This is a genomic window from Pseudomonas sp. OVF7, assembly GCF_030644265.1.
In the GTDB taxonomy this organism is placed as follows: domain Bacteria; phylum Pseudomonadota; class Gammaproteobacteria; order Pseudomonadales; family Pseudomonadaceae; genus Aquipseudomonas; species Aquipseudomonas gorinensis.
Map to the genome: position 1 here is coordinate 165,022 of NZ_CP128996.1, position 21,549 is coordinate 186,570.

Here is a 21,549-nt window from a genome sequence, read left to right on the forward strand (position 1 = left end):
CGGTTCCCGCATCACTAATTTTCAATCCGCTGCCAGCCCTGCTTCGCGGCGGATTTCTTGCGTCACTGCATTGTCATCTTTCTGTCATACAGGATCGCTAGGGTGTGCGCATGAATGATCTGGCCAATTCCACCATGACGACAACTTCTCCCCCCAAGCGCATTGATTTCAATACGCCTGAGCTGCAACGCAAGCGCCGCATCCGCGCGCTCAAGGATCGCCTGACCCGTTGGTACGTACTGATTGGCGGCCTCGCCGTCCTCGGCGCCATTACCCTGATTTTCTTCTTTCTTGCCTATGTGGTTGCGCCACTGTTCCAAGGTGCTTCCCTGACCAAGGAAGACGCGCTGACCCCGGCCTGGATCCAGGACGCCGGCAAGCCGTTGATGATTTCCCTGGAGGAACAGAACCAGGTGGCCATGCGGGTTTCCGACAAGGGCCAGGCACTGTTCTTTGATGTCGCCACCGGTGCCGAACTCAAGCGTTTCGATCTGCCGCTGCCGGCGGGTGCGAGCGTAGCGTCCATCGGTGAAGACCAGCCGGGCAGCCCGCTGGTGATCCTCGGCTTTTCCAATGGCCAGTCCCTGGTGTTCCGCCACACCTATAAGGTGTCGTACCCGGACGGCAAGAAAACCATCACGCCTGCGATTGAATACCCCTACGGTGAAACGCCCATCGTGCTCGACGATGCCGGCCGCCCGTTGGAGCACGTCGCCCTCAACGCCACCGACTCGTCGCTGGTGGTTGCCGGCTCGGCGGGTTCGCACTTGAACGTGCTGACCCTGAGCCGTGAAGAAAACATGATGACCGGCGACGTCACCAGCGAGCAGAAGCGTATCGAGCTGCCGCAGATGACTGAGCCGGTGAAGGCGATCTTCATCGACCCGCGACAGCAGTGGCTGTATGTGATTAACGGTCGCGCCCTGGCCGATGTGTTCAGCCTGCGCGACAAGAGCCTCAATGGTCGCTACAAGTTGCTGGAAGACGCCAACGCTGAAATCACCGCCAGCACTCAACTGGTAGGCGGTATCTCGCTGATTATCGGCAACTCCAAGGGTGGCCTGGCCCAGTGGTTCATGGCCCGCGACCCGGATGGCGAGCAGCGCCTGAAGCAGATCCGCACCTTCCAGATGGGCACCGCGCCCATCGTGGAAATCACCGCCGAAGAGCGTCGCAAAGGCTTCACCGCCCTCGATGCTTCCGGCAAGTTCGGCGTGTTCCACAGCACCGCCCACCGCACCCTGCTGGTGGATCCGGTGGTCGACGGCCAGGGCGTGTTCGGCCTGTCGCCTCGCGCCAACCGTGTGATCGTCGAAGCCGGCGGCAAGCTGCAACCGCTGCTGCTGGACAACCCGCACCCGGAAGTGTCCTGGAGCGCGTTGTGGAGCAAGGTCTGGTACGAAAACTACGACGAGCCTAAATACGTCTGGCAATCGACCGCCGCCAACACTGATTTCGAACCCAAGATGAGCCTGGCCCCGCTGACCTTCGGTACCTTGAAGGCCGCGTTCTACGCCATGCTGCTGGCCGCGCCACTGGCCATTGCCGCCGCGATCTATACCGCTTACTTCATGGCCCCGAGCCTGCGCCGCAAGGTCAAGCCGGTGATCGAACTGATGGAAGCGATGCCGACGGTGATCCTTGGCTTCTTCGCCGGCCTGTTCCTGGCGCCGTATGTCGAAGGGCATCTACCGGGGATTTTCAGTCTGCTGATGCTGGTGCCGATTGGCATCCTGGTGGCAGGTTTTATCTTCAGCCGCCTGCCTGAGTCTATCCGCCTGCGGGTACCCGATGGCTGGGAAAGCGCGATCCTGATCCCGGTGATCCTGTTGGTGGGCTGGCTCTCGCTGTACATGAGCCCGTACCTGGAAACCTGGTTCTTCGGCGGCGACATGCGCATGTGGATCTCCCATGACCTCGGCATCACCTACGACCAGCGCAACGCCCTGGTGGTTGGCCTGGCCATGGGGTTTGCAGTGATCCCGAACATCTACTCCATCGCCGAAGACGCCGTGTTCAGCGTGCCGCGCGGCCTGACCCTGGGCTCCCTGGCCCTGGGCGCCACGCCGTGGCAGACCATGACCCGCGTCGTCATCCTGACCGCCAGCCCGGGGATTTTCTCGGCGCTGATGATCGGCATGGGCCGCGCCGTGGGCGAGACCATGATCGTGCTGATGGCCACCGGTAACACGCCGGTGATGGAGATGAACCTGTTCGAAGGCCTGCGCACCCTGGCGGCCAACGTCGCCGTGGAGATGCCCGAGTCGGAAGTGGGCGGCAGTCACTACCGCGTGCTGTTCCTCTCGGCACTGGTGCTGCTGCTGTTCACCTTCATCATGAACACCCTCGCCGAGCTGATCCGTCAGCGTCTGCGCAAGAAATACTCGTCGCTTTAAGAAAGGTAGAAGTCTGTGAAACAGAACTCCCTGAATGGATGGTTCAAGAGCGGCGCTCCCGGCGTCTGGATCAGCGGTGGCGCGGTGTCCATCGCGGTCATCATGACCATTGGTTTGCTGGCGGTGATTGCCGTGCGTGGCCTGGGCCACTTCTGGCCGGCTGACCTGATCCAGGCCAACTACAACGTGCCGGGCCAGGAAAACCATATCGTCATCGGCGAAGTGGTGCAGAAAGAAGAAGTGCCGCGCGAGCGCCTGAAAAGCGCTGGCCTGCCGGTGCCCGATGCGGGCCCGGAATTCATGACCCGCGAGCTGATCAAGGTCGGCAACCGTGACCTGAACGGCAACGACTTCACCTGGATCGTCGGCGAGTGGTTGAAGGACCAGAGCACGCCGAAGAACCTGATGACTATCGAGCGTCGCGAGTGGGGCAACTTCTACGGCACCCTGGTCAACGTCAAGCAGGATGGCAAGGTCATCGCTGAAGGCGAGGCTGCATGGCCGGAACTGCAAGCCCGCGTCGACCGCGTGAACAAGCTGGCGGCTCAACTCAAGACCCTGGAGAAGTCCGACATCGGCGCGATCAACGCCGGCCTCGAACGTATTCGCCTGCACGGTCGCAAGCTGGAACTGGAAGGCAAGCTCGACGCCGCCGCCCAGGCCGACATGGATGCCGACCGCGCTGAGCTGAACGCCCGTTATCAGGACATCGAAGCGCGCCTGGCCGACCTGCACGCCCAGTTCAACCGCGATGCCTTGACCGCCCGCGATGCGAACGGCAAGGAAGTGGAAATCGGCATCGGCAAAGTGGTACACGCCTACCAGCCGAACGCCATGGGCACGATGACCAAGATCGGCTTCTACTTCAGCAAGGTCTGGGAGTTCCTCAGCGACGACCCACGGGAAGCCAACACCGAAGGCGGGATCTTCCCGGCCATCTTCGGCACCGTGATGATGACCCTGATCATGGCGATGATCGTGACCCCGTTCGGCGTGTTGGCGGCGGTGTATCTGCGTGAATACGCCAAGCAGAACACCCTGACGCGGATTATCCGCATCGCCGTGAACAACCTGGCGGGTGTACCGGCCATCGTCTACGGCGTGTTCGGCCTGGGGTTCTTCGTGTATGTATTGGGTGGCTCGGTCGACCGTTTGTTCTTCGCCGAAGCCCTGCCGGCCCCGACCTTCGGCACCCCAGGCCTGCTCTGGGCCTCGCTGACCCTGGCGCTGCTGGCGGTGCCGGTGGTGATCGTGGCCACCGAAGAAGGCTTGGCGCGGATTCCTCGCACCGTGCGTGAGGGGTCCCTGGCACTGGGCGCGACCAAGGCGGAAACGTTGTGGAAGATCGTGCTGCCGATGGCCAGCCCGGCGATGATGACCGGCATGATCCTCGCCGTGGCGCGCGCCGCCGGTGAAGTGGCGCCGCTGATGCTGGTGGGTGTGGTCAAGCTGGCGCCGTCGCTGCCGCTGGATGGCAACTACCCGTACCTGCACCTGGACCAGAAGATCATGCACCTGGGCTTCCATATTTATGACGTCGGCTTCCAGAGCCCCAACGTCGAGGCCGCACGGCCGCTGGTGTACGCCACCGCGTTGTTGCTGGTGCTGGTGATCGCTACGTTGAACCTGTCGGCGGTGTGGATTCGCAACCACCTGCGCGAAAAATACAAAGCGTTGGATAGCTGATAACCCTGTAGGAGCGAGCTTGCTCGCGAGAAACGCAAGGGCGCCGCGTTCATTCTGGCTCCCGCGCGTTTCGTTAACGACCTTCGCGAGCAAGCTCGCTCCTACAGAAGAATGATGTAACCGCAGGCCCAATCGCCGCGGCTCACTGAAACGAATTGGTAGCACAGGGAGCATCCCATGCAACACGAAACCCAATCCCACGGCATCAACATGTCTGCCCTGGGGCGTGACAAGCAGAGCCTGAGCCTGGCCCAGGAGACCGTGGCCATCGAAGTGCCCGGCCTGAGCCTGTACTACGGTGAAAAGCAGGCGTTGTTCGACGTCAGCATGAACATCCCCAAGCAGCGCGTGACCGCCTTTATCGGCCCCTCGGGCTGCGGCAAGTCGACCCTGCTGCGCACGTTCAACCGCATGAACGACTTGGTGGACGGTTGCCGCGTGGACGGTGCGATCAACCTCTACGGCACCAACATCTACCGCAAGGGCGAAGACGTGGCCGAGTTGCGTCGTCGCGTGGGCATGGTGTTCCAGAAGCCCAACCCGTTCCCCAAGACCATCTACGAAAATGTGGTCTACGGCCTGCGCATCCAAGGCATCAACAAGAAACGTATCCTTGATGAGGCCGTGGAGTGGGCACTCAAGGGCGCGGCGCTGTGGGATGAGGTCAAGGACCGCCTGCATGAGTCAGCGCTGGGGCTGTCCGGCGGCCAGCAGCAACGTCTGGTGATTGCGCGCACCATCGCCGTGGAGCCGGAAGTGCTGCTGCTCGACGAACCGTGCTCGGCACTCGACCCGATCTCGACGCTGAAAGTGGAAGAACTGATCTACGAGCTCAAGTCCAAGTTCACCATCGTCATCGTGACCCACAACATGCAACAGGCGGCGCGGGTTTCCGACTACACCGCGTTCATGTACATGGGCAAGCTGGTGGAGTTCGGCGATACCGATACCCTGTTCACCAATCCGGCAAAAAAACAGACCGAAGACTACATCACCGGTCGCTACGGCTAGGAAGCCGTGGTTCACATTGCACTGACGCTGCGGTTCTCCGCACCTTACCGGACGCTCCAAGGACGCCAACATGATTAGCAAAGAAGGCCTTACCCATCACATCTCCGCGCAGTTCAATGCCGAGCTTGAGGAAGTGCGCAGCCACCTCCTGGCGATGGGCGGGCTGGTGGAGAAGCAAGTCAACGATGCGGTCACCGCGCTGATCGAGGCCGACTCGGGCCTGGCCCAGCAAGTGCGTGAGATCGATGACCAGATCAACCAGATGGAACGCAACATCGACGAAGAATGCCTGCGCATTCTTGCCCGTCGCCAGCCGGCGGCGTCCGACTTGCGTTTGATCATCAGCATTTCCAAGTCGGTGATCGATCTTGAGCGCATCGGCGACGAAGCCACCAAGATTGCCCGTCGCGCCATCCAGCTGTGTGAAGAAGGCGAAGCCCCGCGCGGCTACGTGGAAGTGCGCCATATCGGCGACCAGGTGCGCAACATGGTGCGCGACGCGCTTGACGCATTCGCCCGCTTCGATGCCGAGCTGGCATTGTCGGTGGCCCAGTACGACAAGATCATCGACCGTGAGTACAAGACGGCGTTGCGTGAGCTGGCGACCTACATGATGGAAGACCCGCGCTCTATCTCAAGGGTCTTGAGCATTATCTGGGTGCTGCGCTCCCTGGAGCGGATCGGCGACCACGCGCGCAATATCTCGGAACTGGTGATCTATCTGGTACGCGGCACCGACGTACGGCACATGGGCCTCAAGCGCATGAAAGCGGAAGTTGAAGGTTCAGTCGATCAAATCCCTAATGTTCCTGGCGAATCTGACGATAAGTAAGGTTGCCCGAGAAATTAACGCCCGGCCTTTGGTCGGGCGTTTTTGTTCGTGGCAGCTGAATTTTTTACGGATCGGACGAAAGAAAGTCCGAACGTGACGATAGAGTTTTGGCAAAATGCCATTAGTCAGGCGTTCTGCGTGCCGCGGTTTTTATAGGATAAAGGGTCGATGAGTAAAGTCAGTGTATTGGTGGTGGATGACGCCTCGTTTATTCGCGACCTGGTGAAGAAGTGCCTGCGCAACTACTTCCCGGGCATCAAGATCGAAGATGCGGTGAACGGTAAAAAGGCCCAGGCCATCCTGATGCGCGAAACCTTCGATCTGGTGCTGTGCGACTGGGAAATGCCGGAGATGTCCGGGCTTGAGCTATTGACCTGGTGCCGCGAACAGGCGCACCTCAAGGCCATGCCATTCGTGATGGTGACCAGCCGTGGCGACAAGGAAAACGTGGTCCAGGCGATCCAGGCCGGTGTATCCGGCTACGTCAGCAAGCCGTTCACCAACGAGCAGTTGCTGAACAAGGTCAAGCAGGCCCTGCACAAAATCGGCCGTCTCGACGCCTTAGTCGCCAGCGCACCGACCAAGATGAACTCGGCTTTCGGCAACGACTCGCTGAGCGCCCTGACCGGCGGCAAACCTGAAGCGGTCAAGGCCGCTCCGGTCGCGGCCGTGGCACCCAGCCGCGGCTTGCTCAACAGCCCACCCGTGCAAGCGGCGCCAGCGGCAGGGGCACCGGCAGGTGGTCGTGGCCAGGGCCAATTGCGCCTGTCCAGCGGCACCCAGCAGTGTGTGATCAAGGCGCTGAGCATCAAGGAGGCGCTGCTGGTGGTGCGTCGCGGTGAGGTCCTGCCCCAGGTACTGGAAAGCGCGGTACTCGACCTTGAGCAGGGCGACAACGCCGAAGTCGCGCGCCTCAACGGCTACCTGCACGCCATTGTGGCGTTCGAGCCCAAGCCCGACAGCGACTGGCTGCAACTGACCTTCCGGTTCATCGACCAGGATGCGCAGAAGCTTGACTACATCTCGCGCCTGATCGCGCGCGGCACGGCGCAGAAGCATTTTGTGCCGGGCGCCTGATCCTCGAGACAACTGAAAAATGTGGGAGGGGGCTTGCCCCCGATAGCGGTGTGTCAGCTAACGAATACTTGGCTGAAGGACTGCTATCGGGGGCAAGCCCTCTCCCACATTGGATCTCCATTGTGGCGTACAAAGTTGTCATGATCCCTTGCTAACCTGCCGCTCAGTCATCCCGGCAGGTTCACACCATGCTCATGCGCTTTTTGCTGTGCTGCGGGCTTGCAACGGTCGCCGTGTCGACCCAGGCCATGACCCTCTACAAATCCGTCGATGCCAATGGCCTGGTGTTTTTCAGCGACCGGTATACGCCTGGCGCCCAGGCGTTCGTGATCCGGGAGCGCAAGGTTGAGCGACCGATGCTTGTCGTGCCCAGGCCCGATCGTCCACAACAAGCTTACCGCTACCCCTTGCCTTGGCGCGGCGGTCCTTTCCGCCTGACCCAGGGCCCCAACGGCAGTTTCAGCCACACCGACGCCAAGAGCCGCTACGCCATGGACATTGCCATGCCTGAAGGCACGCCGATTATTGCCGCCCGCAGCGGTGTGGTGGTGAAGACCGAGAACGAGCAGGCCGGGCGGGGCAATGATGCGTCGGGGAATTTTGTGCGGGTGCGGCACGACGATGGCACCGAGGGCGTGTACCTGCATCTCAAGCGAGGGTCGGTCAGTGTGAGGGTAGGGCAACGCGTGGCAGTGGGGAGCCCGCTGGCGTTATCGGGCAATACCGGCAACAGCAGCGGGCCGCATCTGCACTTCGTGGTGCAGCGGCCCACCGAGGCGGGGCTGGTGTCGATCCCGTATGAATTCAACCAGCCCGTCGGCGCATTGCCCAATTTTGCATTGGGCAATTGACGGCAGGAGCGGGCAAGCCCGCGCCTGCGGTTAGTCGAGCAGTAACACCTTGGCCAGCACGATCTTCGGTCCTTTCATCTTCTTGATGATGATCCGCAAGCCCTCAACCTCCAGCACTTCTTCTTCTTCAGGCACCCGCTTGAGGGTGTCGTAGACCAGCCCGGCCAAGGTTTCAGCCTCGATGTGGTCCAGGTCGACGCCCAGCAGGCGTTCCACCTTGAACAGCGGCGTATCGCCCCGTACCAGCAGCTTGCCCGGCTGATAGGCGAGGATACCGCGCTCGGCCTTGCGGTGTTCGTCCTGAATATCGCCTACCAGCACTTCCAGCACGTCTTCCATGGTCAGGTAGCCGATGACCTTGCCGTCGGCTTCTTCCACCAGGGCGAAATGCGCGCCGCCCTTGCGGAACTGCTCCAGCAACTGTGACAACGGCATGTGCCGCGACACACGTTCCAGCGGGCGGGTCAGCTCGGCCAGGTTGAACGACTCGGGGAGGTGGTCCAGGGCCGCCAGTTCCAGCAGCAGGTCCTTGATGTGCAAAAGGCCGACAAACTCGTTGCGCACCGCGTCATACACGGGGTAACGGCTGAATTTGTGGCGACGGAACAGCGCGAGGATTTCCTTGAGCGGGGCGTTGAAGTCCAGGGTCACCAGGTCTTCCCGGGAGTTGGCCCAGTCCACCACTTCCAGCTCGCCCATTTCCACGGCCGACGCCAGCACGCGCATGCCCTGGTCGCTGGGGTCCTGGCCACGGCTGGAGTGCAGGATCAGCTTGAGTTCTTCGCGGCTGTAATGGTGCTCGTGGTGCGGGCCGGGTTCGCCTTGGCCGGCGATGCGCAGGATGGCGTTGGCGCTGGCGTTGAGCAGGTAGATCGCCGGGTACATGGCCCAGTAGAACAGGTACAGCGGCACGGCGGTCCATAGCGACAGCAACTCGGGTTTGCGGATCGCCCAGGACTTGGGCGCCAGTTCACCGACCACGATGTGCAGGTAGGAAATCACAAAGAACGCGGCAAAGAACGACACACCCTTGATCACTTCCGGCGATTCGACGCCCACGGCGCCCAGCAGCGGTTCGAGGATATGCGCAAAGGCCGGCTCACCGACCCAGCCCAGGCCCAGGGAGGCGAGGGTGATACCCAGCTGGCAGGCCGACAGGTAGGCGTCGAGCTGGCTGTGCACGGTGCGCAGGATCTGTCCGCGCCAGCCGTTGGTATGGGCGATGGCCTCGACCCGGGTGGAGCGCAATTTGACCATGGCGAACTCCGCTGCAACGAAAAATCCGTTGAGCAGTACCAGGACCAGTGCAAAAAGAATCATGCCGAAGTCGGCGAAGAGTGTGGCGAGGGTGATACCAGGGGAAGGGTCCATGATGGGGTTTTGCGGGTTCCGTGTGTTCAATTAGGGGTGACAGGAGGGCCTGAAAGGCAGACACAAGTGGGCCAATGTAGCGGCTGATGGGGCGCTTGCCTAGTGGTTGCTGCCAGGTGGGGTATGGAATGCACTCTCTAAGACAACACCGATCCACTGTGGGAGGTGGCTTGCCCCCGATGGCGGCGGGTCAGATATGAATGTGCTGCATGACACCCTGCCACCTATATCGGGGGCAAGCCCCCTCCCACAGTATTGGGTTTATTCGTCGGGGCTGAGGGCTCGCGAGCGCGCCACCTGAGTCGGCGGAAAATGGCAGGTGAACGTACTGCCATGCCCCAGCACGCTGCTGATCTCCAGCCGCGCGCGATGGCGCAGCAGCACATGCTTGACGATGGCCAGGCCGAGGCCGGTGCCGCCGGTGTTGGAGTTGCGGCTGGAATCGACACGGTAGAACCGTTCGGTGAGGCGCGGCAGGTGCTTGGCATCGATGCCGATGCCGGAGTCCTGCACGCTCAGGTGGGCGCCGTGTTCATCGGCCCACCAGCGGATGCGGATATTGCCCTTGTCCTGGGTGTATTTCACCGCATTGAACACCAGGTTGGAAAACGCGCTGCGCAATTCGCCTTCGCTGCCTTTGAGCAGGATCGACGGGTCGGCTTCCAGGGTGATCTGTTGCCCGCGTTGGCCGGACAGGGCCTGGGCGTCGTTCTTGATGGTCTGCAACAGGCTCTGCACCGCGACCGGCTGGTTGTCCGACGGGTAATCGGTGGCCTCCAGCTTGGCCAGCAACAGCAAGTCGTTGAGCAGGGTTTGCATGCGCGAGCCCTGTTGCTGCATCTGTTGCAGGGCGCGGCTCCAGCGCGGGTTGATCTCGTCGACATTGTCCAGCAGCGTCTCCAGGTAGCCGCAGATCACGGTCAATGGGGTACGCAGTTCGTGGGAGACGTTGGCGACGAAGTCCTTGCGCATCTGCTCCAACTGGTGGATGCGTGTCACGTCACGCACCAGCATCAGGTGTTCGTTGTTGCCGTAGCGCGTCAGGTACAGCTGGATGCGCACGCGGTCGTTGGTGGGCGAGGGGATTTCCAGGGCTTCTTCGTAGTTCTCTTGTTCGAAGTACTCCTTGAAGCGCGGGTGACGCACCAGGTTGGTCACCGGCTGGCCGCTGTCCTGGGGCGTCTTGAGGCCCAGCAGGGTCTCGGCGGCGCGGTTCCACCATTCCAGGTTGCCATCGCTGTCGAGCATGATCACCGCGTCCTTGAGCGCGGCGGTGGACTCCTGTACCCGGTCGATCACCGCTTGCAGGCGCCCGCGGACGCGTTGGTCGCGGCGTTGCAGGTGGTAGATGCTGTCGAACACCTCGCCCCACAGGCCGTAGCCGTCGGGTGGTGCTTCATCGGGTTTGTGCTGGCGCAACCATTCATGCAGGCGCAGCAATTGCTTGAGCGTCCAGCCCAGGTACAGGCCGATGCCAACAGCCAGGCTCCAGCCGTATTGACCGCTGACCAGGCCCACCAGCAGGCAGCCGGTGATCAACAGAAGCATGTGGCGGATCAGGGTGCCATGCCAGTTTTGATTCACTTGAACATGCGTCCTTGTCAGCTGTTAAGTCAGGCTCTTAAATCAGGAAGTGGCTGGCTCAGCCCTTGGTGGAAAACCGATAGCCGGTGCCGCGCACGGTTTGTACCAGATTCTCGTAAGCGTCGCCCAAGGCTTTGCGCAGGCGACGGATGTGCACGTCCACGGTGCGCTCTTCCACATACACGTTGCCGCCCCACACCTGGTCCAGCAATTGGCCACGGGTGTAGGCGCGCTCCTGGTGGGTCATGAAAAATTGCAGCAGGCGGTATTCGGTCGGGCCCATCTCGGCAGGCTTGCCGTCGATGGTCACGCGGTGGCTGATCGGGTCCAGCAGCAGGCCGCCCACTTCGATCGGTGCTTCGCCATCGGTAGGACCGGCACGGCGCAGTACCGCTTTCAGACGAGCGACCAGCTCCCGTGGGGAAAATGGCTTGGTGATGTAGTCGTCGGCGCCGACTTCCAGGCCCTGGATCTTGTTGTCTTCTTCGCCCTTGGCGGTGAGCATGATGATCGGGATATCCCCGGTCAGCTCATCACGCTTGAGGCGGCGGGCCAGTTCGATACCGGAGGTGCCCGGCAGCATCCAGTCCAGCAGGATCAGGTCCGGCTTGCGGTCGACGATGATGGCATGGGCCTGCTGGGAGTTTTCCGCCTCCAGGCAGTCATAGCCGGCCATTTCCAACGCAACGGCGATCATCTCGCGAATGGGCGCTTCGTCGTCAACGATCAGAATGCTCCTGCCAACCATGCCTAAAATCCTCTTGTCATTTAACTGTCTTGCGCCGCATTAGATAACGGAATTATTGCAGTCGTGTGACAGTAATTTAGCCGCTTGGGCAATTCCCGCCCGTGTGGACTACGCTTTGAGTCCGAATCCTGACAACCACAAAAGGAAGGTTCCGATGACTTACAGTACTTTTTCCTGGAAAGCCTTGCTGGTAACGGTGGCGTTGACGCTGCCGACCCTGGCGTTTGCCGCAGAGCCGGCGATGACGAAAGATGGGGTGTTGGTGGATCACAAAGGCATGACGCTCTATACCTTCGCCAAGGATGCCGATGGCAAGTCCATGTGTAACGACAAGTGCGCTGCCAACTGGCCGCCGTTGATGGCCGAATCCACCGACAAGCCCATGGGCAAGTGGACCGTCATCACCCGAGACGATCAAAAGAGCCAATGGGCCTACAGCGGCAAGCCCCTCTATACCTTCGTCATGGACAAAAAGGCCGGTGACATGACCGGCGACGGCAAAATGGACGGGGCCTGGAAAGTCGCCAAGCCCTGATCCTGCTTCGTGGCTAAAACATCGCGGGTAGGCCCGCTCCCACCTTTTGATGTGTGAATACATTCAAACGTGGGAGGGGGCTTGCCCCCGATGAGGCCCGACCAGACACTGCAAACACCTCAGCGAAACGCGTAATCCGCCACAATCCCGACAAAAATCGCCAACCCGGCCCAGTGGTTGTGCAAAAACGCCTTGAAGCATTTCATCCGGTCCCTGTCGCGGGTGTACCAGAACTCCCAGGCAAAGCAGCCTGCCGCCGCCAGCAACCCCAGGTGGAACCAGCCCCCCAGTTCAAACCTTGCGCCGGCCAGCAACAGGCACAGCAGCGCCAGGCCTTGCAGGGTCAGGATGATCACCCGGTCAGCATCGCCGAACAGAATGGCCGTGGATTTGACGCCGATCTTCAGGTCGTCATCGCGGTCGGTCATTGCGTAATAGGTGTCGTAGCCCACCGTCCACAGCAGGTTGGCTATATACAGCAGCCAGGCGGTGGCGGGCAGGTGGCCGGTTTCGGCGGTGAACGCCATCGGCATGCCCCAGGAAAACGCCGCGCCCAACACCACCTGGGGGTAATAGGTGTAGCGCTTCATGAACGGGTAGCTGGCCGCCAGTGCCAGGCCGCCCAGCGACAACCAGATGGTTGTGGCGTTGGTCAGCAGTACCAGCAGGAAGCTGATCAGCATCAGTACCGCAAAGAACACCAGGGCCTCTTTTGAACTGATCTTGCCGCAGGCCAGCGGGCGTTGCGCGGTGCGCTTCACATGGCCGTCGACCTTGCGGTCGGCCCAGTCGTTGATCACGCAACCGCCGGCGCGGGTCAGCACCACACCCAATACGAAAATCACGATATTGAGGAGGGCCGGCGAGCCCTTGCCGGCGATCCACAGCGCCCACAGCGTCGGCCACAGCAACAGGTAGATGCCGATGGGCTTGTCCATGCGGGTCAACTGAATGAAATCCCAGGCCCTGGGGTTCAGGCGGTTCAAGGATTTGAGCAGACGTTGATACATCAGCAATTCTCCGGATGGTCATGCAGCGCGTGCCAGAAACTCGGCAGGAAGACTTCCGCCACCAGCACGCTCAGCGGCCCACGATCAAAGCGTGAGCGGCGTGCCCACAGCCCGTCGGCCTGGTCCGTGGTGGGCAGCCATTGGCGAGGGTAACGGCACACCTCGATGGCTTGGCGGGTGAACGCGTGATCGCAAAACAGCAATTCGCCCAGGGAGCGGCTGCCCAATTCGTCCATATGCAAGCCGTCGCCCTGCAATGCGCTGCGCGCCGCCACACTGCGGGCAAATACCCACGGTTGGCCATGCCCGCGCAAATACACCTCGCGCACCCAACCGATACTGGCCGGGGGCATGTGCAGCGCCGCGCATTCATCACCGCGCAGCGGCTGCCAGCCTTCGAACAGCGGCGTCACGCTGAAGCCATCGTTGGACAGCCACGTCAGCCGGCGCGTCAGCGAGCCTTCGTCGAACAGCCAGTCGAGGGTCACGGGCGCGGGCGCAGGGATCAGAAGGCTCTGGGTCAGCCATTGGCAAACATCGGGAAGGGCGATTGAGTGCGGCACGGTGAGTCAGTATTGGCAGCAAAAGAGGCGGCGAGCTTACCATGGCGTCCTGACCTTTTGCCGGGCCGAGCCAGCGCCTTGCGTCGATCGAGCTTGCATCTCCCGGCCCCGATCAGTACAAAACGCCCTGAGCCGCGCGGCAACGCTGGATCCATCGACCGCCGGCCAACCTGCCTGGACCCTGAGGAAGCAAGTAAATGAAGAAGTGGCAATGTGTAGTCTGCGGCCTGATCTATGACGAAAAAGACGGCTGGCCGGATGATGGTATCGCTCCGGGCACCCTGTGGCAGGACGTCCCGGAAGACTGGCTGTGCCCGGACTGCGGCGTCGGCAAGATGGATTTCGAAATGATCGAAATCGGCTAATTTTCAGTTTCAGAACCGTACTACAAGGAGAAAGGAATGAACGCACCTGTCGTGATCATCGGCACAGGATTGGCCGGCTACAACGTGGCCCGGGAGTTTCGCAAGCTCGACAGCGAGACCCCATTGCTGCTGATCACCGCGGATGACGGGCGCTCCTACTCCAAGCCCATGCTCTCCACCGGCTTTGGCAAGAACAAGGACGCCGATGGCCTGAGCATGGCTGAACCGGGCGCGATGGCCGAGCAACTCAAGGCTGAAGTGCGCACCCACACACGCATCACTGGCATCGACCCGGGTCACAAGCGCCTGTGGATTGGCGAGGAAGCCGTGGCCTATCGCGACCTGGTCCTGGCCTGGGGCGCAGAAACCGTGCGGGTGCCGGTGGAAGGCGATGCATCCGAGCTGATTTTCCCCATCAACGACCTTGAAGATTACGCACGCTTTCGCACTGCGGCCGCCGGCAAGCGCCGCGTACTGCTGCTGGGCGCGGGCCTGATCGGCTGCGAATTCGCCAATGACCTGATCCTCGGCGGCTATGAAATCGACCTGGTCGCGCCCTGCGAGCAAGTCATGCCGACCCTGTTGCACCCCGCGGCTGCAGCGGCAGTGCAGGCGGGGCTGGAAGGCCTGGGGGCGCGTTTCCACCTGGGCCCGGTGCTCAATCGCCTGCAACGCACGGCGGATGGGCTTGAAGCCCACTTGTCCGACGGCGAGGTGGTCGCCTGTGACCTGGTGGTGTCAGCCATCGGCCTGCGCCCGCGCATCGACTTGGCGGCTGCCGCCGGCCTGCAAACCAACCGCGGGATCATGGTGGATCGCCACCTCAAGACTTCCCACGCCAATATCTACGCTCTGGGCGACTGCGCCGAAGTCGACGGCTTGAACCTGCTCTACGTCATGCCCCTGATGACCTGTGCCCGCGCCCTGGCCCAGACCCTGGCCGGTAACGCCACCGCCGTCAGTTACGGCCCGATGCCCGTCACCGTGAAGACCCCGGTCTGCCCGCTGGTGGTTTCGCCACCGCCACGGGGCACCGAAGGGGTCTGGAGCGTCGAAGGCCAGGGCGCCGACATCAAGGCCCTGTGCCGCGACGCCAGCGGCCGCCTGCTGGGTTATGCGCTGACCGGCAACGCCGTGATGGAAAAACTTGCCCTCAACAAAGAACTTCCGCCGTTGCTGGCGTAAATACCGGTCGTTCTGTCGGAATAAGCACATTTTTTACCCTAGAAAGGTCGCCGCGAGACTGGCGCGGCGTACGAGGGCATGCCATCCTCACTCCCGTCTGCCGCAGAGTAGAGCCTGCGGCGCTTTGGGCGCTGCTCCACAGACGAGCAGCACGGACATAACAACAAAAAACCGTCAAAGAGGCTTCATTTATGCGTAAACCAGAACTCGCAGCCGCCATCGCTGAAAAAGCGGATCTCACCAAAGAACAGGCCAACCGCGTCCTCAACGCCGTTCTCGAAGAAATCACCGGCGCCCTGCACCGCAAGGACAGCGTCACCCTGGTTGGTTTCGGCACCTTCCTGCAACGCCACCGTGGCGCCCGCACCGGCAAAAACCCGCAAACCGGTGAGCCTGTGAAAATCAAGGCGAGCAACACCGTTGCGTTCAAGCCGGGTAAATCGCTTAAAGACACCGTCAACGCGTAAGCAGTGCCGTCTCGACAGGGGGCGGGGTGGTAGGAAAAATGGGCACGCCGACTGGGTCGGGTGCCCATTTTTTGTGGACGGATATTGTGTGGTGGGGCAGCCAACCCCCTGTTTTTTGATCTTTATCTTAACTAATCAAAAAGTCATGGTGGCTGGTGATAGTGACCGGTCTGTTTTTCAGCAGATCGTTAATGATCGAGTGCTGAGCGTCGAATTCTTCCTTTAGCGTACGCTCCCAGACGGGGTCATCTTCTGTTTGCGCGTAGTGATCAATCAGATTAATGATCACCTCAAGGGCGTAGGCAAGGTTCTCCGTGTCGGTTGCGCTGTTAAGTGCAGAATTGAAACCCGCCAACGAATAGGTTTCGTGTGCCTCGGGTTCCTCATAGTTGGCAGCATACTCATCCATTGTGTCCAGCAGGTGTTGAAGTTTGTGCTGATAGGACGAGATGTTGCCTTGAAGAATAGAATCAACAATAGTTTCTTTGCTGTCGCTGATACCCAGTTTTTGCTGAATAACAGTCAGGGTATTTGGCAAGCTGAATAAGCCATTGACACACCAGGCCGATAAAAAAATAGTTTGCTTATCGGACAAATTTTTAAGGCTGTTCTGAATGAAGGCCTGATAGTTGTCTATCTCGTCGACGATATTAAACATCATGATTGTCCTGTAAGTTTTTAATCGAAAATGCCGCCGGAAGCATCCACATGAGGCTGGCAATTTGAACAGGATGCGTTGGTTTGTTTACCACCCCACGACACGCCCCATTTTTCGACTTTTGCACCTTCTGGCAGGTTTCTGATGATAACCCGTTCAGCATGGTTTTCCAGTTTCGCCTGTGTCGGGTCCGCGTTACTGCTTCGTACCTTCGTGCCTGACAATATGTTTTCAGGTGGTATACCCATTTCAGCGGCGAGTTTTCTTTGTGCAGGGGAGAGTGTGCCGCCGCTGCCAGCCACGTAATGTGTAGTTTTTCCATTGATCGTGACCTCCGCGATGGCGACGGTTGAATTCCGTTTGGCGAACGGATCTCTCGCCACGTCATGTATTTTTCGAGCCTTGGCACTGAGGGAGCAACTTAATCCCAGCGGGTCGATCCAGCCAATCGGATTGGGCGCGTACTGGTAGAGATTGAGTCCGCCTGCCAGCCCGATAGGGTCCCGGGTGGTAAACCGCCCTACATCAGGGTCGTAAAAGCGGAACGTGTTGTAGTGCAGACCGGTTTCTCTATCGAGGTACTGGCCTTGGTATCTCAGGTTTTGCCCTTCGATGTAATACGGTTCTTGCACTTCTTGGAGGGTATTGCCCCAAACTTTATAAGTGGCCTCCCAGACAGGGCTTCCGTCCGCTTCAGTCAGTTGTAGGGGCGATCCATTAACGTCGTTATGGTAATACCTGATTTTTTGCTGGTGACCGCGGCCATCGACACGCGCCAAAGGCTCGTATCCGCTGGTGGCATACAGGTATAAGCTTTTCTGACTGTTATGTTGCTCCTCGAGTAGTTTTAAACCGTCCCATAAGAACGTGGTTTTGTTTGTCTGAAACCCATTGCGCCACTCACATTTTTCCTGACGCCTGCCCAAAGGGTCATACTTCATGCAAATCACGGAGTCCCCAGCAGTACCGTGATTTCGAACTTCAATCAGGCGATGCTCAGCGTCGTATCTGAAGCTCTGTAGACCGCGTTGGCTGCTTCTTTTTTCGATCACCCGGCCAAATCCGTCGTAACGGAAGCGCTTGTCTTGATAGGTGATTAATTTGTTGTGTACGACCAGGCCTGCTCCTTGTTGCGACCCATCCAGCAGATTTGCCGCCGCGTCATAAGCGAATATTTCTGCTTGTCCTTGGATATCGCCCTGGCTGGCAATAATCCGCCCCGTAGCGTCGTAATGCAGAAGCTGGTGGCGCTGTCCCTTGGCGTGTTGATCTCGCTTTAAGGCCAGGTTGTTTGCGAGGTCGTATTCGAAGTTGCTTTGCTCTGCACTGGGCAACAGCGACGCCTGTTGCGTGTATCTGCGTTGACGAGACCTTAACCTGCCACTGCGGTCATACCCCAAGTAAGTACTGATCTGCCCCTGGGTACGCATGACTTCGCGATGCAAGCGGTCGCGCTCAAAGTCACTGATGATGACGCCGTCTAAGTTGATTTGATGGAGGTGGCCACTGCCGTAGAACAATCGATTTATCCAGCGTCCGTCGGGCAATTGGGTTTGTGTCAGGTTACCCAACTCATCGTAATGATGGCGCAAACTCCCAGCTGGGCTGGCCTCCTCCAGAAGTTGGCCGAGTGCATCATACGAAAAGCCCAGCGCTTGCGAATTGCCTTGGTGATCCGTAAACGTCACTGCGAGCAATTGGTTGAGTACGTCATAAACGTATTCGGTCCGGCCATCGTCGGTAACTTTAGCTGTCAGGCGCCCGATTGCATCCCGCTCCAGCCGGTGAACAATAGGTTTAGCCCTGGTGGGCGGTACAACTGAAAGCCCTGTGCCATAAAGTGCGGGCACAGATTCCACGCTGGCCAAGTTATCCAGCGTATCGTAGGCGTAGTACTTGGCACTGCCGTCGAGATCCTGCTGTTTCTCAAGCCGGTCACCGGCGTCCCAGGTAAACAGATAACGTTCGCCATTTTCATTGGTCAGCGCCTGCAGCCTCCCGAAGGCATCGTAGCCAAACTCGACCGTACGACCGTGGGCATCTGTGCGCTGTGACACCTGCCCGCGACGGTTGCGTCGATAGTGCGTGGTATGGCCGGCAGCGTTGGTGTGGCTGACCAATTGCCCGTTTGCATTGCGCTGAAAATAGTCCATCTGCCCGTCGGGTGATTGGCTGGTTAGCAGCCGTCCTTTGGCATCAACACTGAAATGGGAGCGTTCTCCCAGCGCATCGGTAATCGTCTGCAAAAAGCCACGTTCGTCATAGCTGAACCGTGTCGGGTAGCCCGAGCAGTCAATGTACTCAATGAGCTGGCCGAATTGATTCCAGCGCATTCGTTTGCTTTTGCCCGCGGCATCAATGATTTCTACGATCTGCCCATGAGCGTCATAACGGTACTGCGTGCTATAGCCCAATGGGTCAGTTTCTCGGATGCAGTTTCCGCGTGAGTCGTATTGATACGTCCAACTATTGCCCGCCGCATCAATTTGAAATCGAGGCAGCGCCCAATGCGGCAGCCACACGGTAGAGTCACTGCGTCCCAAGGGGTCGTGTTCGCCAATCAGGTTTCCCGAATCGTCATAGCTGAACGCATATCGCCCCCCTTTCGGATCGGTTGCACTGAGTAACTGACGCTCGTCATTCCACTCAAACAACCACGTCTGGCCCAAGTTGTCCGTGTAAGAGACAATTTGATGTTGGCTATTCCACAACCGGGTGCTGACACGCTGCAGGCTGTCGGTGATCCGAGTAATGCCCGCTTGCAGGTCATATTCAAATCTGTACTCGTCCCCTTCATCCGTCCAATGCCGGATAACCCTCCACTCCATCTGGTCAATCAACGCCCACTCATAGAAACAACGCAACCCTGTGGGCAACTGGTGTTCGACCATTCGCTGGCTGCTGTCATAAGCGAAACGTCTTTGAGTCTGGCCGGTAGCATCGCTGACGTGCGCCAGATCACCGGCTGCATCGAAGCTATAAAGGGCAAGGGGTTCTCGCCGGTGGTCGGGGTACACGCGGACAATCTGACAGACACGATTACGTTCGCGCGTCAGTTCAATCTGTATCAAGTCAAAGGTATCTCGCAGCCGAACCAGTTGACCTCGCTCGTCATAATCAAGATAAATCCGGTTGTCATTGCGGTCGCCCAATTGACTCAGGCGCAGAAATGCCGAGTCTCCAGGGGCGCTGTCGAACAGGCGGTACAGCCCGTCTTCACTCTCGATCAGCACCTGCCCGTTACGGTGACGTCGAATGCTCAAGCCCTCGCCGGCACTGAACATCGCAGTACCCAGCGGCATAGCCCCCAGATGGATGCGTCGTGCCTGTTCGTCGGTGTAGACCAGGTCTTCGCCACCATCTGGGTGAGGCAAGATTTCGATGCAGACCTCATACGAAACGCTCCATCCTGCGCCAAACATCCCGTTGCGACGTTTATCCCGGCTGTTATAAAAGCGTTGCCAAGTGATCGGCAGTATCCCTGGCAGTACGAAATCCATTTCGGTATTACCGCCCAGCACCTTTGCTCCCGTCGCCGCATGTACCGGATTGGGCGAGCCCATCGTTGCATTTGCCGCTGCCCCCATAGCCTGGCTGACCGCATAGGACGTGACTCCGCTAAGCAACATGCAAGGCAGGTCGCTCAGCGTCTTGCCCTTCGCTCCCTTGAGCATCATCAGCACTTCAATCGCCAACCCAACGCCTGGGGTTTTCCCGCTGCGAATCTCCTGTACCACCACCGTACCGCCGCCAATCGTGACATTCGGCGAGATCAGGCCCGAGGACACTACCGTCGCGTCGCACATGCTGCGGTCACCACTGCGCACGGCGGGCTGGCCGTTGATGGTTACTTTGTCGGAACCCTCCGCCAGAAGTTGCGGGGGCATCGGCGGATGACGGGCGCACAGGACCATATCGGTGAGGGCTGGAACGACACCAGGCGCGGGCGTGGCGACGGTCGGCCGCCATAGCTGCGAGAAGAAGCCCTCGGCCATATCCAGGAAGCCGGGCTCGGCTTGTGGCGCGGTGTCGGGTTCCGGCGGCGGGAGTTCAAGCTCCGTGCCTGCGGGCGCCACATGCGAGGGAATGGAGCCTGCCGCACGCGCAGCGGGGATGCTATTGACGAAAGTGTCGGCCGAGCCTACCGCAATCGTGGCTTCCACCACCGGTGGAAACAGCGCGTTGGCGAAACTCTCGCACATTTTACTGAGGCCCTTGTCGGCCCCCGTCTTGCTCATGGCCATGCCGACGACAATGCCGACTACCGCGCCGAGGATGCAGCCACCAATGCCGGCAGTAGCGACCGTCACACCAATCGCCGCCGCCACCGCAGCAGTCGCCAGAGCAGTGATCGCCACGTTGGCCGCCACCTCCAGCACACCGCCAAGAATGTCGGCCATCATGGAGGTGTGGGTCAGCGCATCGCCCATCCGGGCAGCCCATAACGCGTCAGACATGCGTGGTGCTCAGGGATGTGCCGATTCTATTGAGACTTTCCATAGTCAGTCAGCTGCCATCGTGTGGTTAAGGCATGCTCATCAATGCTGTTCTCATGCGCGGATCCTCAAGGCAGTCGACAGGCCGTACGTTGTCTTTGGCACAATCCGCCTTAGCCGTAGAAGTAATCGAAAAAACGTTCGAAGTTCTCCTCGCCCAGCAACGGGCTGACCTCTTTCGTCAGCAATTTTACAAATTTGGGGGAAAGCTCGTCGTCATCGTTGTAAATGTCAAAGATGTCGAATTTTCCGTGAACAATTTCGATAGTTTTGGCGAATGCCAAGAGGAAATCAGCCAGGGAGTTGGCAATCTTGAACGGCTCGACGACATCGTAGCTCGCCCACACTGGAGTCCCGGGAGTGTCCGTAACGGCGATAATCGGTTTTCCGCCGCCAATATCATCCATGAAAACCAGATACTGGGCAGGCCAATTCCCGTTTACCTGGGTCTTGTTCGAATCGCCATCCCATTTATAGCCAACTTGGCCGTCTTCCAAAGCGCTCAAGTTGAAGAAGCAGATCGGCGTCAGACCGGTTTCAACTTCAACATCAACTGGCTCACAGTTATCGTAGAAATAGTCGGTTTCTGCCGAGCGCGGTAACGTCTGCGGCCATTTTGCGTTGGCATGGCTGCTTTTTTCGAAGCTTCCTTCGATATCGAATTTTTTGTGGACGCGGCGCAACTCTTTAAATGCGTTGTCAAGGGCGCTCATG

At 59.6% G+C, this 21,549-nt stretch carries 18 protein-coding genes; 10 read left to right on the forward strand and 8 right to left on the reverse strand.

Annotated elements, in window-relative coordinates; translation table 11 throughout:
- Positions 1–362 precede the first annotated feature (362 nt).
- The 6 genes from QU606_RS00725 (at position 363) to QU606_RS00750 (ending at position 7,853) form a co-directional block, all read left to right on the forward strand.
- Entirely contained in the window at positions 363–2,396 is a 2,034-nt protein-coding gene (locus QU606_RS00725; protein ID WP_173860558.1) for an ABC transporter permease subunit, read from the forward strand.
- A 15-nt stretch (positions 2,397–2,411) separates the two neighbouring features.
- A complete protein-coding gene (pstA, locus tag QU606_RS00730; RefSeq protein ID WP_024078153.1) occupies positions 2,412–4,082 on the forward strand; it encodes a phosphate ABC transporter permease PstA in 1,671 nt (556 codons plus the stop codon).
- 177 nt (positions 4,083–4,259) lie between these two features.
- Positions 4,260–5,093, forward strand: a complete 834-nt coding sequence (gene pstB / locus QU606_RS00735) for a phosphate ABC transporter ATP-binding protein PstB (RefSeq protein WP_024078152.1) — start codon at positions 4,260–4,262, stop codon at positions 5,091–5,093.
- A gap of 70 nt (positions 5,094–5,163) precedes the next feature.
- A complete protein-coding gene (phoU, locus tag QU606_RS00740; protein ID WP_024078151.1) occupies positions 5,164–5,925 on the forward strand; it encodes a phosphate signaling complex protein PhoU in 762 nt (253 codons plus the stop codon).
- Positions 5,926–6,093: 168 nt separating this feature from the next.
- A complete protein-coding gene (locus QU606_RS00745) occupies positions 6,094–7,002 on the forward strand; it encodes a response regulator (RefSeq protein WP_069077344.1) in 909 nt (302 codons plus the stop codon).
- 188 nt (positions 7,003–7,190) lie between these two features.
- On the forward strand, positions 7,191–7,853 hold the full coding sequence (locus QU606_RS00750) for a M23 family metallopeptidase (protein ID WP_024078149.1): 663 nt from the start codon (positions 7,191–7,193) through the stop codon (positions 7,851–7,853).
- 30 nt (positions 7,854–7,883) lie between these two features.
- Here the strand turns inward: QU606_RS00750 and QU606_RS00755 are convergent, their stop codons facing one another.
- From QU606_RS00755 to phoB, 3 genes are all read right to left on the reverse strand, one after another.
- Positions 7,884–9,224 (reverse strand): hemolysin family protein, encoded by a 1,341-nt coding sequence (locus tag QU606_RS00755; RefSeq protein WP_024078148.1) that lies wholly within the window; start codon positions 9,222–9,224, stop codon positions 7,884–7,886.
- A gap of 261 nt (positions 9,225–9,485) precedes the next feature.
- Entirely contained in the window at positions 9,486–10,772 is a 1,287-nt protein-coding gene (gene phoR, locus QU606_RS00760) for a phosphate regulon sensor histidine kinase PhoR (protein ID WP_219730516.1), read from the reverse strand.
- Positions 10,773–10,866: 94 nt separating this feature from the next.
- Complete coding sequence (gene phoB, locus QU606_RS00765; protein WP_003176964.1) at positions 10,867–11,556, reverse strand: phosphate regulon transcriptional regulator PhoB; 690 nt, start codon at positions 11,554–11,556, stop codon at positions 10,867–10,869.
- Positions 11,557–11,710: 154 nt separating this feature from the next.
- On the opposite strand from phoB, the gene QU606_RS00770 reads away from it, so the two are divergent.
- Entirely contained in the window at positions 11,711–12,091 is a 381-nt protein-coding gene (locus tag QU606_RS00770; RefSeq protein ID WP_024078146.1) for a hypothetical protein, read from the forward strand.
- 119 nt (positions 12,092–12,210) lie between these two features.
- Here QU606_RS00770 and ubiA read toward each other — a convergent pair whose 3' ends face one another.
- Both ubiA and QU606_RS00780 read right to left on the reverse strand, forming a co-directional pair.
- On the reverse strand, positions 12,211–13,101 hold the full coding sequence (gene ubiA, locus QU606_RS00775) for a 4-hydroxybenzoate octaprenyltransferase (RefSeq protein ID WP_024078145.1): 891 nt from the start codon (positions 13,099–13,101) through the stop codon (positions 12,211–12,213).
- Positions 13,101–13,664 (reverse strand): chorismate lyase, encoded by a 564-nt coding sequence (locus QU606_RS00780; RefSeq protein WP_304998030.1) that lies wholly within the window; start codon positions 13,662–13,664, stop codon positions 13,101–13,103. The genes ubiA and QU606_RS00780 overlap by 1 nt, the downstream gene beginning before the upstream one ends.
- Before the next feature lie 197 nt (positions 13,665–13,861).
- On the opposite strand from QU606_RS00780, the gene QU606_RS00785 reads away from it, so the two are divergent.
- From QU606_RS00785 to QU606_RS00795, 3 genes are all read left to right on the forward strand, one after another.
- Positions 13,862–14,029 carry a rubredoxin gene (locus tag QU606_RS00785; RefSeq protein WP_003213373.1) on the forward strand — a complete coding sequence of 56 codons (168 nt, stop codon included), beginning with the start codon at positions 13,862–13,864 and terminating at the stop codon, positions 14,027–14,029.
- 36 nt (positions 14,030–14,065) lie between these two features.
- Positions 14,066–15,214 (forward strand): NAD(P)/FAD-dependent oxidoreductase, encoded by a 1,149-nt coding sequence (locus tag QU606_RS00790; protein WP_168233070.1) that lies wholly within the window; start codon positions 14,066–14,068, stop codon positions 15,212–15,214.
- 191 nt (positions 15,215–15,405) lie between these two features.
- Complete coding sequence (locus tag QU606_RS00795) at positions 15,406–15,681, forward strand: HU family DNA-binding protein (protein ID WP_003176958.1); 276 nt, start codon at positions 15,406–15,408, stop codon at positions 15,679–15,681.
- 127 nt (positions 15,682–15,808) lie between these two features.
- Here QU606_RS00795 and QU606_RS00800 read toward each other — a convergent pair whose 3' ends face one another.
- The 3 genes from QU606_RS00800 to QU606_RS00810 all read right to left on the reverse strand — a co-directional run bounded on the left by QU606_RS00800 (position 15,809) and on the right by QU606_RS00810 (position 21,548).
- A complete protein-coding gene (locus QU606_RS00800) occupies positions 15,809–16,339 on the reverse strand; it encodes a hypothetical protein (protein WP_024078142.1) in 531 nt (176 codons plus the stop codon).
- A 20-nt stretch (positions 16,340–16,359) separates the two neighbouring features.
- Entirely contained in the window at positions 16,360–20,796 is a 4,437-nt protein-coding gene (locus tag QU606_RS00805; protein ID WP_024078141.1) for an RHS repeat-associated core domain-containing protein, read from the reverse strand.
- 152 nt (positions 20,797–20,948) lie between these two features.
- The gene (locus QU606_RS00810; RefSeq protein ID WP_024078140.1) at positions 20,949–21,548 is read right to left on the reverse strand and encodes a hypothetical protein; all 600 of its coding nucleotides are present in this window, start codon (positions 21,546–21,548) and stop codon (positions 20,949–20,951) included.
- Position 21,549: the final 1 nt, after the last annotated feature.

What these genes read in the sequence shown, in the direction of transcription:
- QU606_RS00805 (WP_024078141.1), bottom strand. Translation starts at nt 20,796, where the DNA reads ATGTCTGACGCGTTATGGGCTGCCCGGATGGGCGATGCGCTGACCCAC.
- QU606_RS00790 (WP_168233070.1), top strand. Translation starts at nt 14,066, where the DNA reads ATGAACGCACCTGTCGTGATCATCGGCACAGGATTGGCCGGCTACAAC.
- QU606_RS00810 (WP_024078140.1), bottom strand. Translation starts at nt 21,548, where the DNA reads ATGAGCGCCCTTGACAACGCATTTAAAGAGTTGCGCCGCGTCCACAAA.
- phoU (WP_024078151.1), top strand. Translation starts at nt 5,164, where the DNA reads ATGATTAGCAAAGAAGGCCTTACCCATCACATCTCCGCGCAGTTCAAT.
- QU606_RS00755 (WP_024078148.1), bottom strand. Translation starts at nt 9,224, where the DNA reads ATGGACCCTTCCCCTGGTATCACCCTCGCCACACTCTTCGCCGACTTC.
- pstB (WP_024078152.1), top strand. Translation starts at nt 4,260, where the DNA reads ATGCAACACGAAACCCAATCCCACGGCATCAACATGTCTGCCCTGGGG.
- QU606_RS00795 (WP_003176958.1), top strand. Translation starts at nt 15,406, where the DNA reads ATGCGTAAACCAGAACTCGCAGCCGCCATCGCTGAAAAAGCGGATCTC.
- QU606_RS00770 (WP_024078146.1), top strand. Translation starts at nt 11,711, where the DNA reads ATGACTTACAGTACTTTTTCCTGGAAAGCCTTGCTGGTAACGGTGGCG.
- QU606_RS00745 (WP_069077344.1), top strand. Translation starts at nt 6,094, where the DNA reads ATGAGTAAAGTCAGTGTATTGGTGGTGGATGACGCCTCGTTTATTCGC.
- phoR (WP_219730516.1), bottom strand. Translation starts at nt 10,772, where the DNA reads ATGCTTCTGTTGATCACCGGCTGCCTGCTGGTGGGCCTGGTCAGCGGT.
- phoB (WP_003176964.1), bottom strand. Translation starts at nt 11,556, where the DNA reads ATGGTTGGCAGGAGCATTCTGATCGTTGACGACGAAGCGCCCATTCGC.
- ubiA (WP_024078145.1), bottom strand. Translation starts at nt 13,101, where the DNA reads ATGTATCAACGTCTGCTCAAATCCTTGAACCGCCTGAACCCCAGGGCC.
- QU606_RS00800 (WP_024078142.1), bottom strand. Translation starts at nt 16,339, where the DNA reads ATGTTTAATATCGTCGACGAGATAGACAACTATCAGGCCTTCATTCAG.
- QU606_RS00750 (WP_024078149.1), top strand. Translation starts at nt 7,191, where the DNA reads ATGCTCATGCGCTTTTTGCTGTGCTGCGGGCTTGCAACGGTCGCCGTG.
- QU606_RS00785 (WP_003213373.1), top strand. Translation starts at nt 13,862, where the DNA reads ATGAAGAAGTGGCAATGTGTAGTCTGCGGCCTGATCTATGACGAAAAA.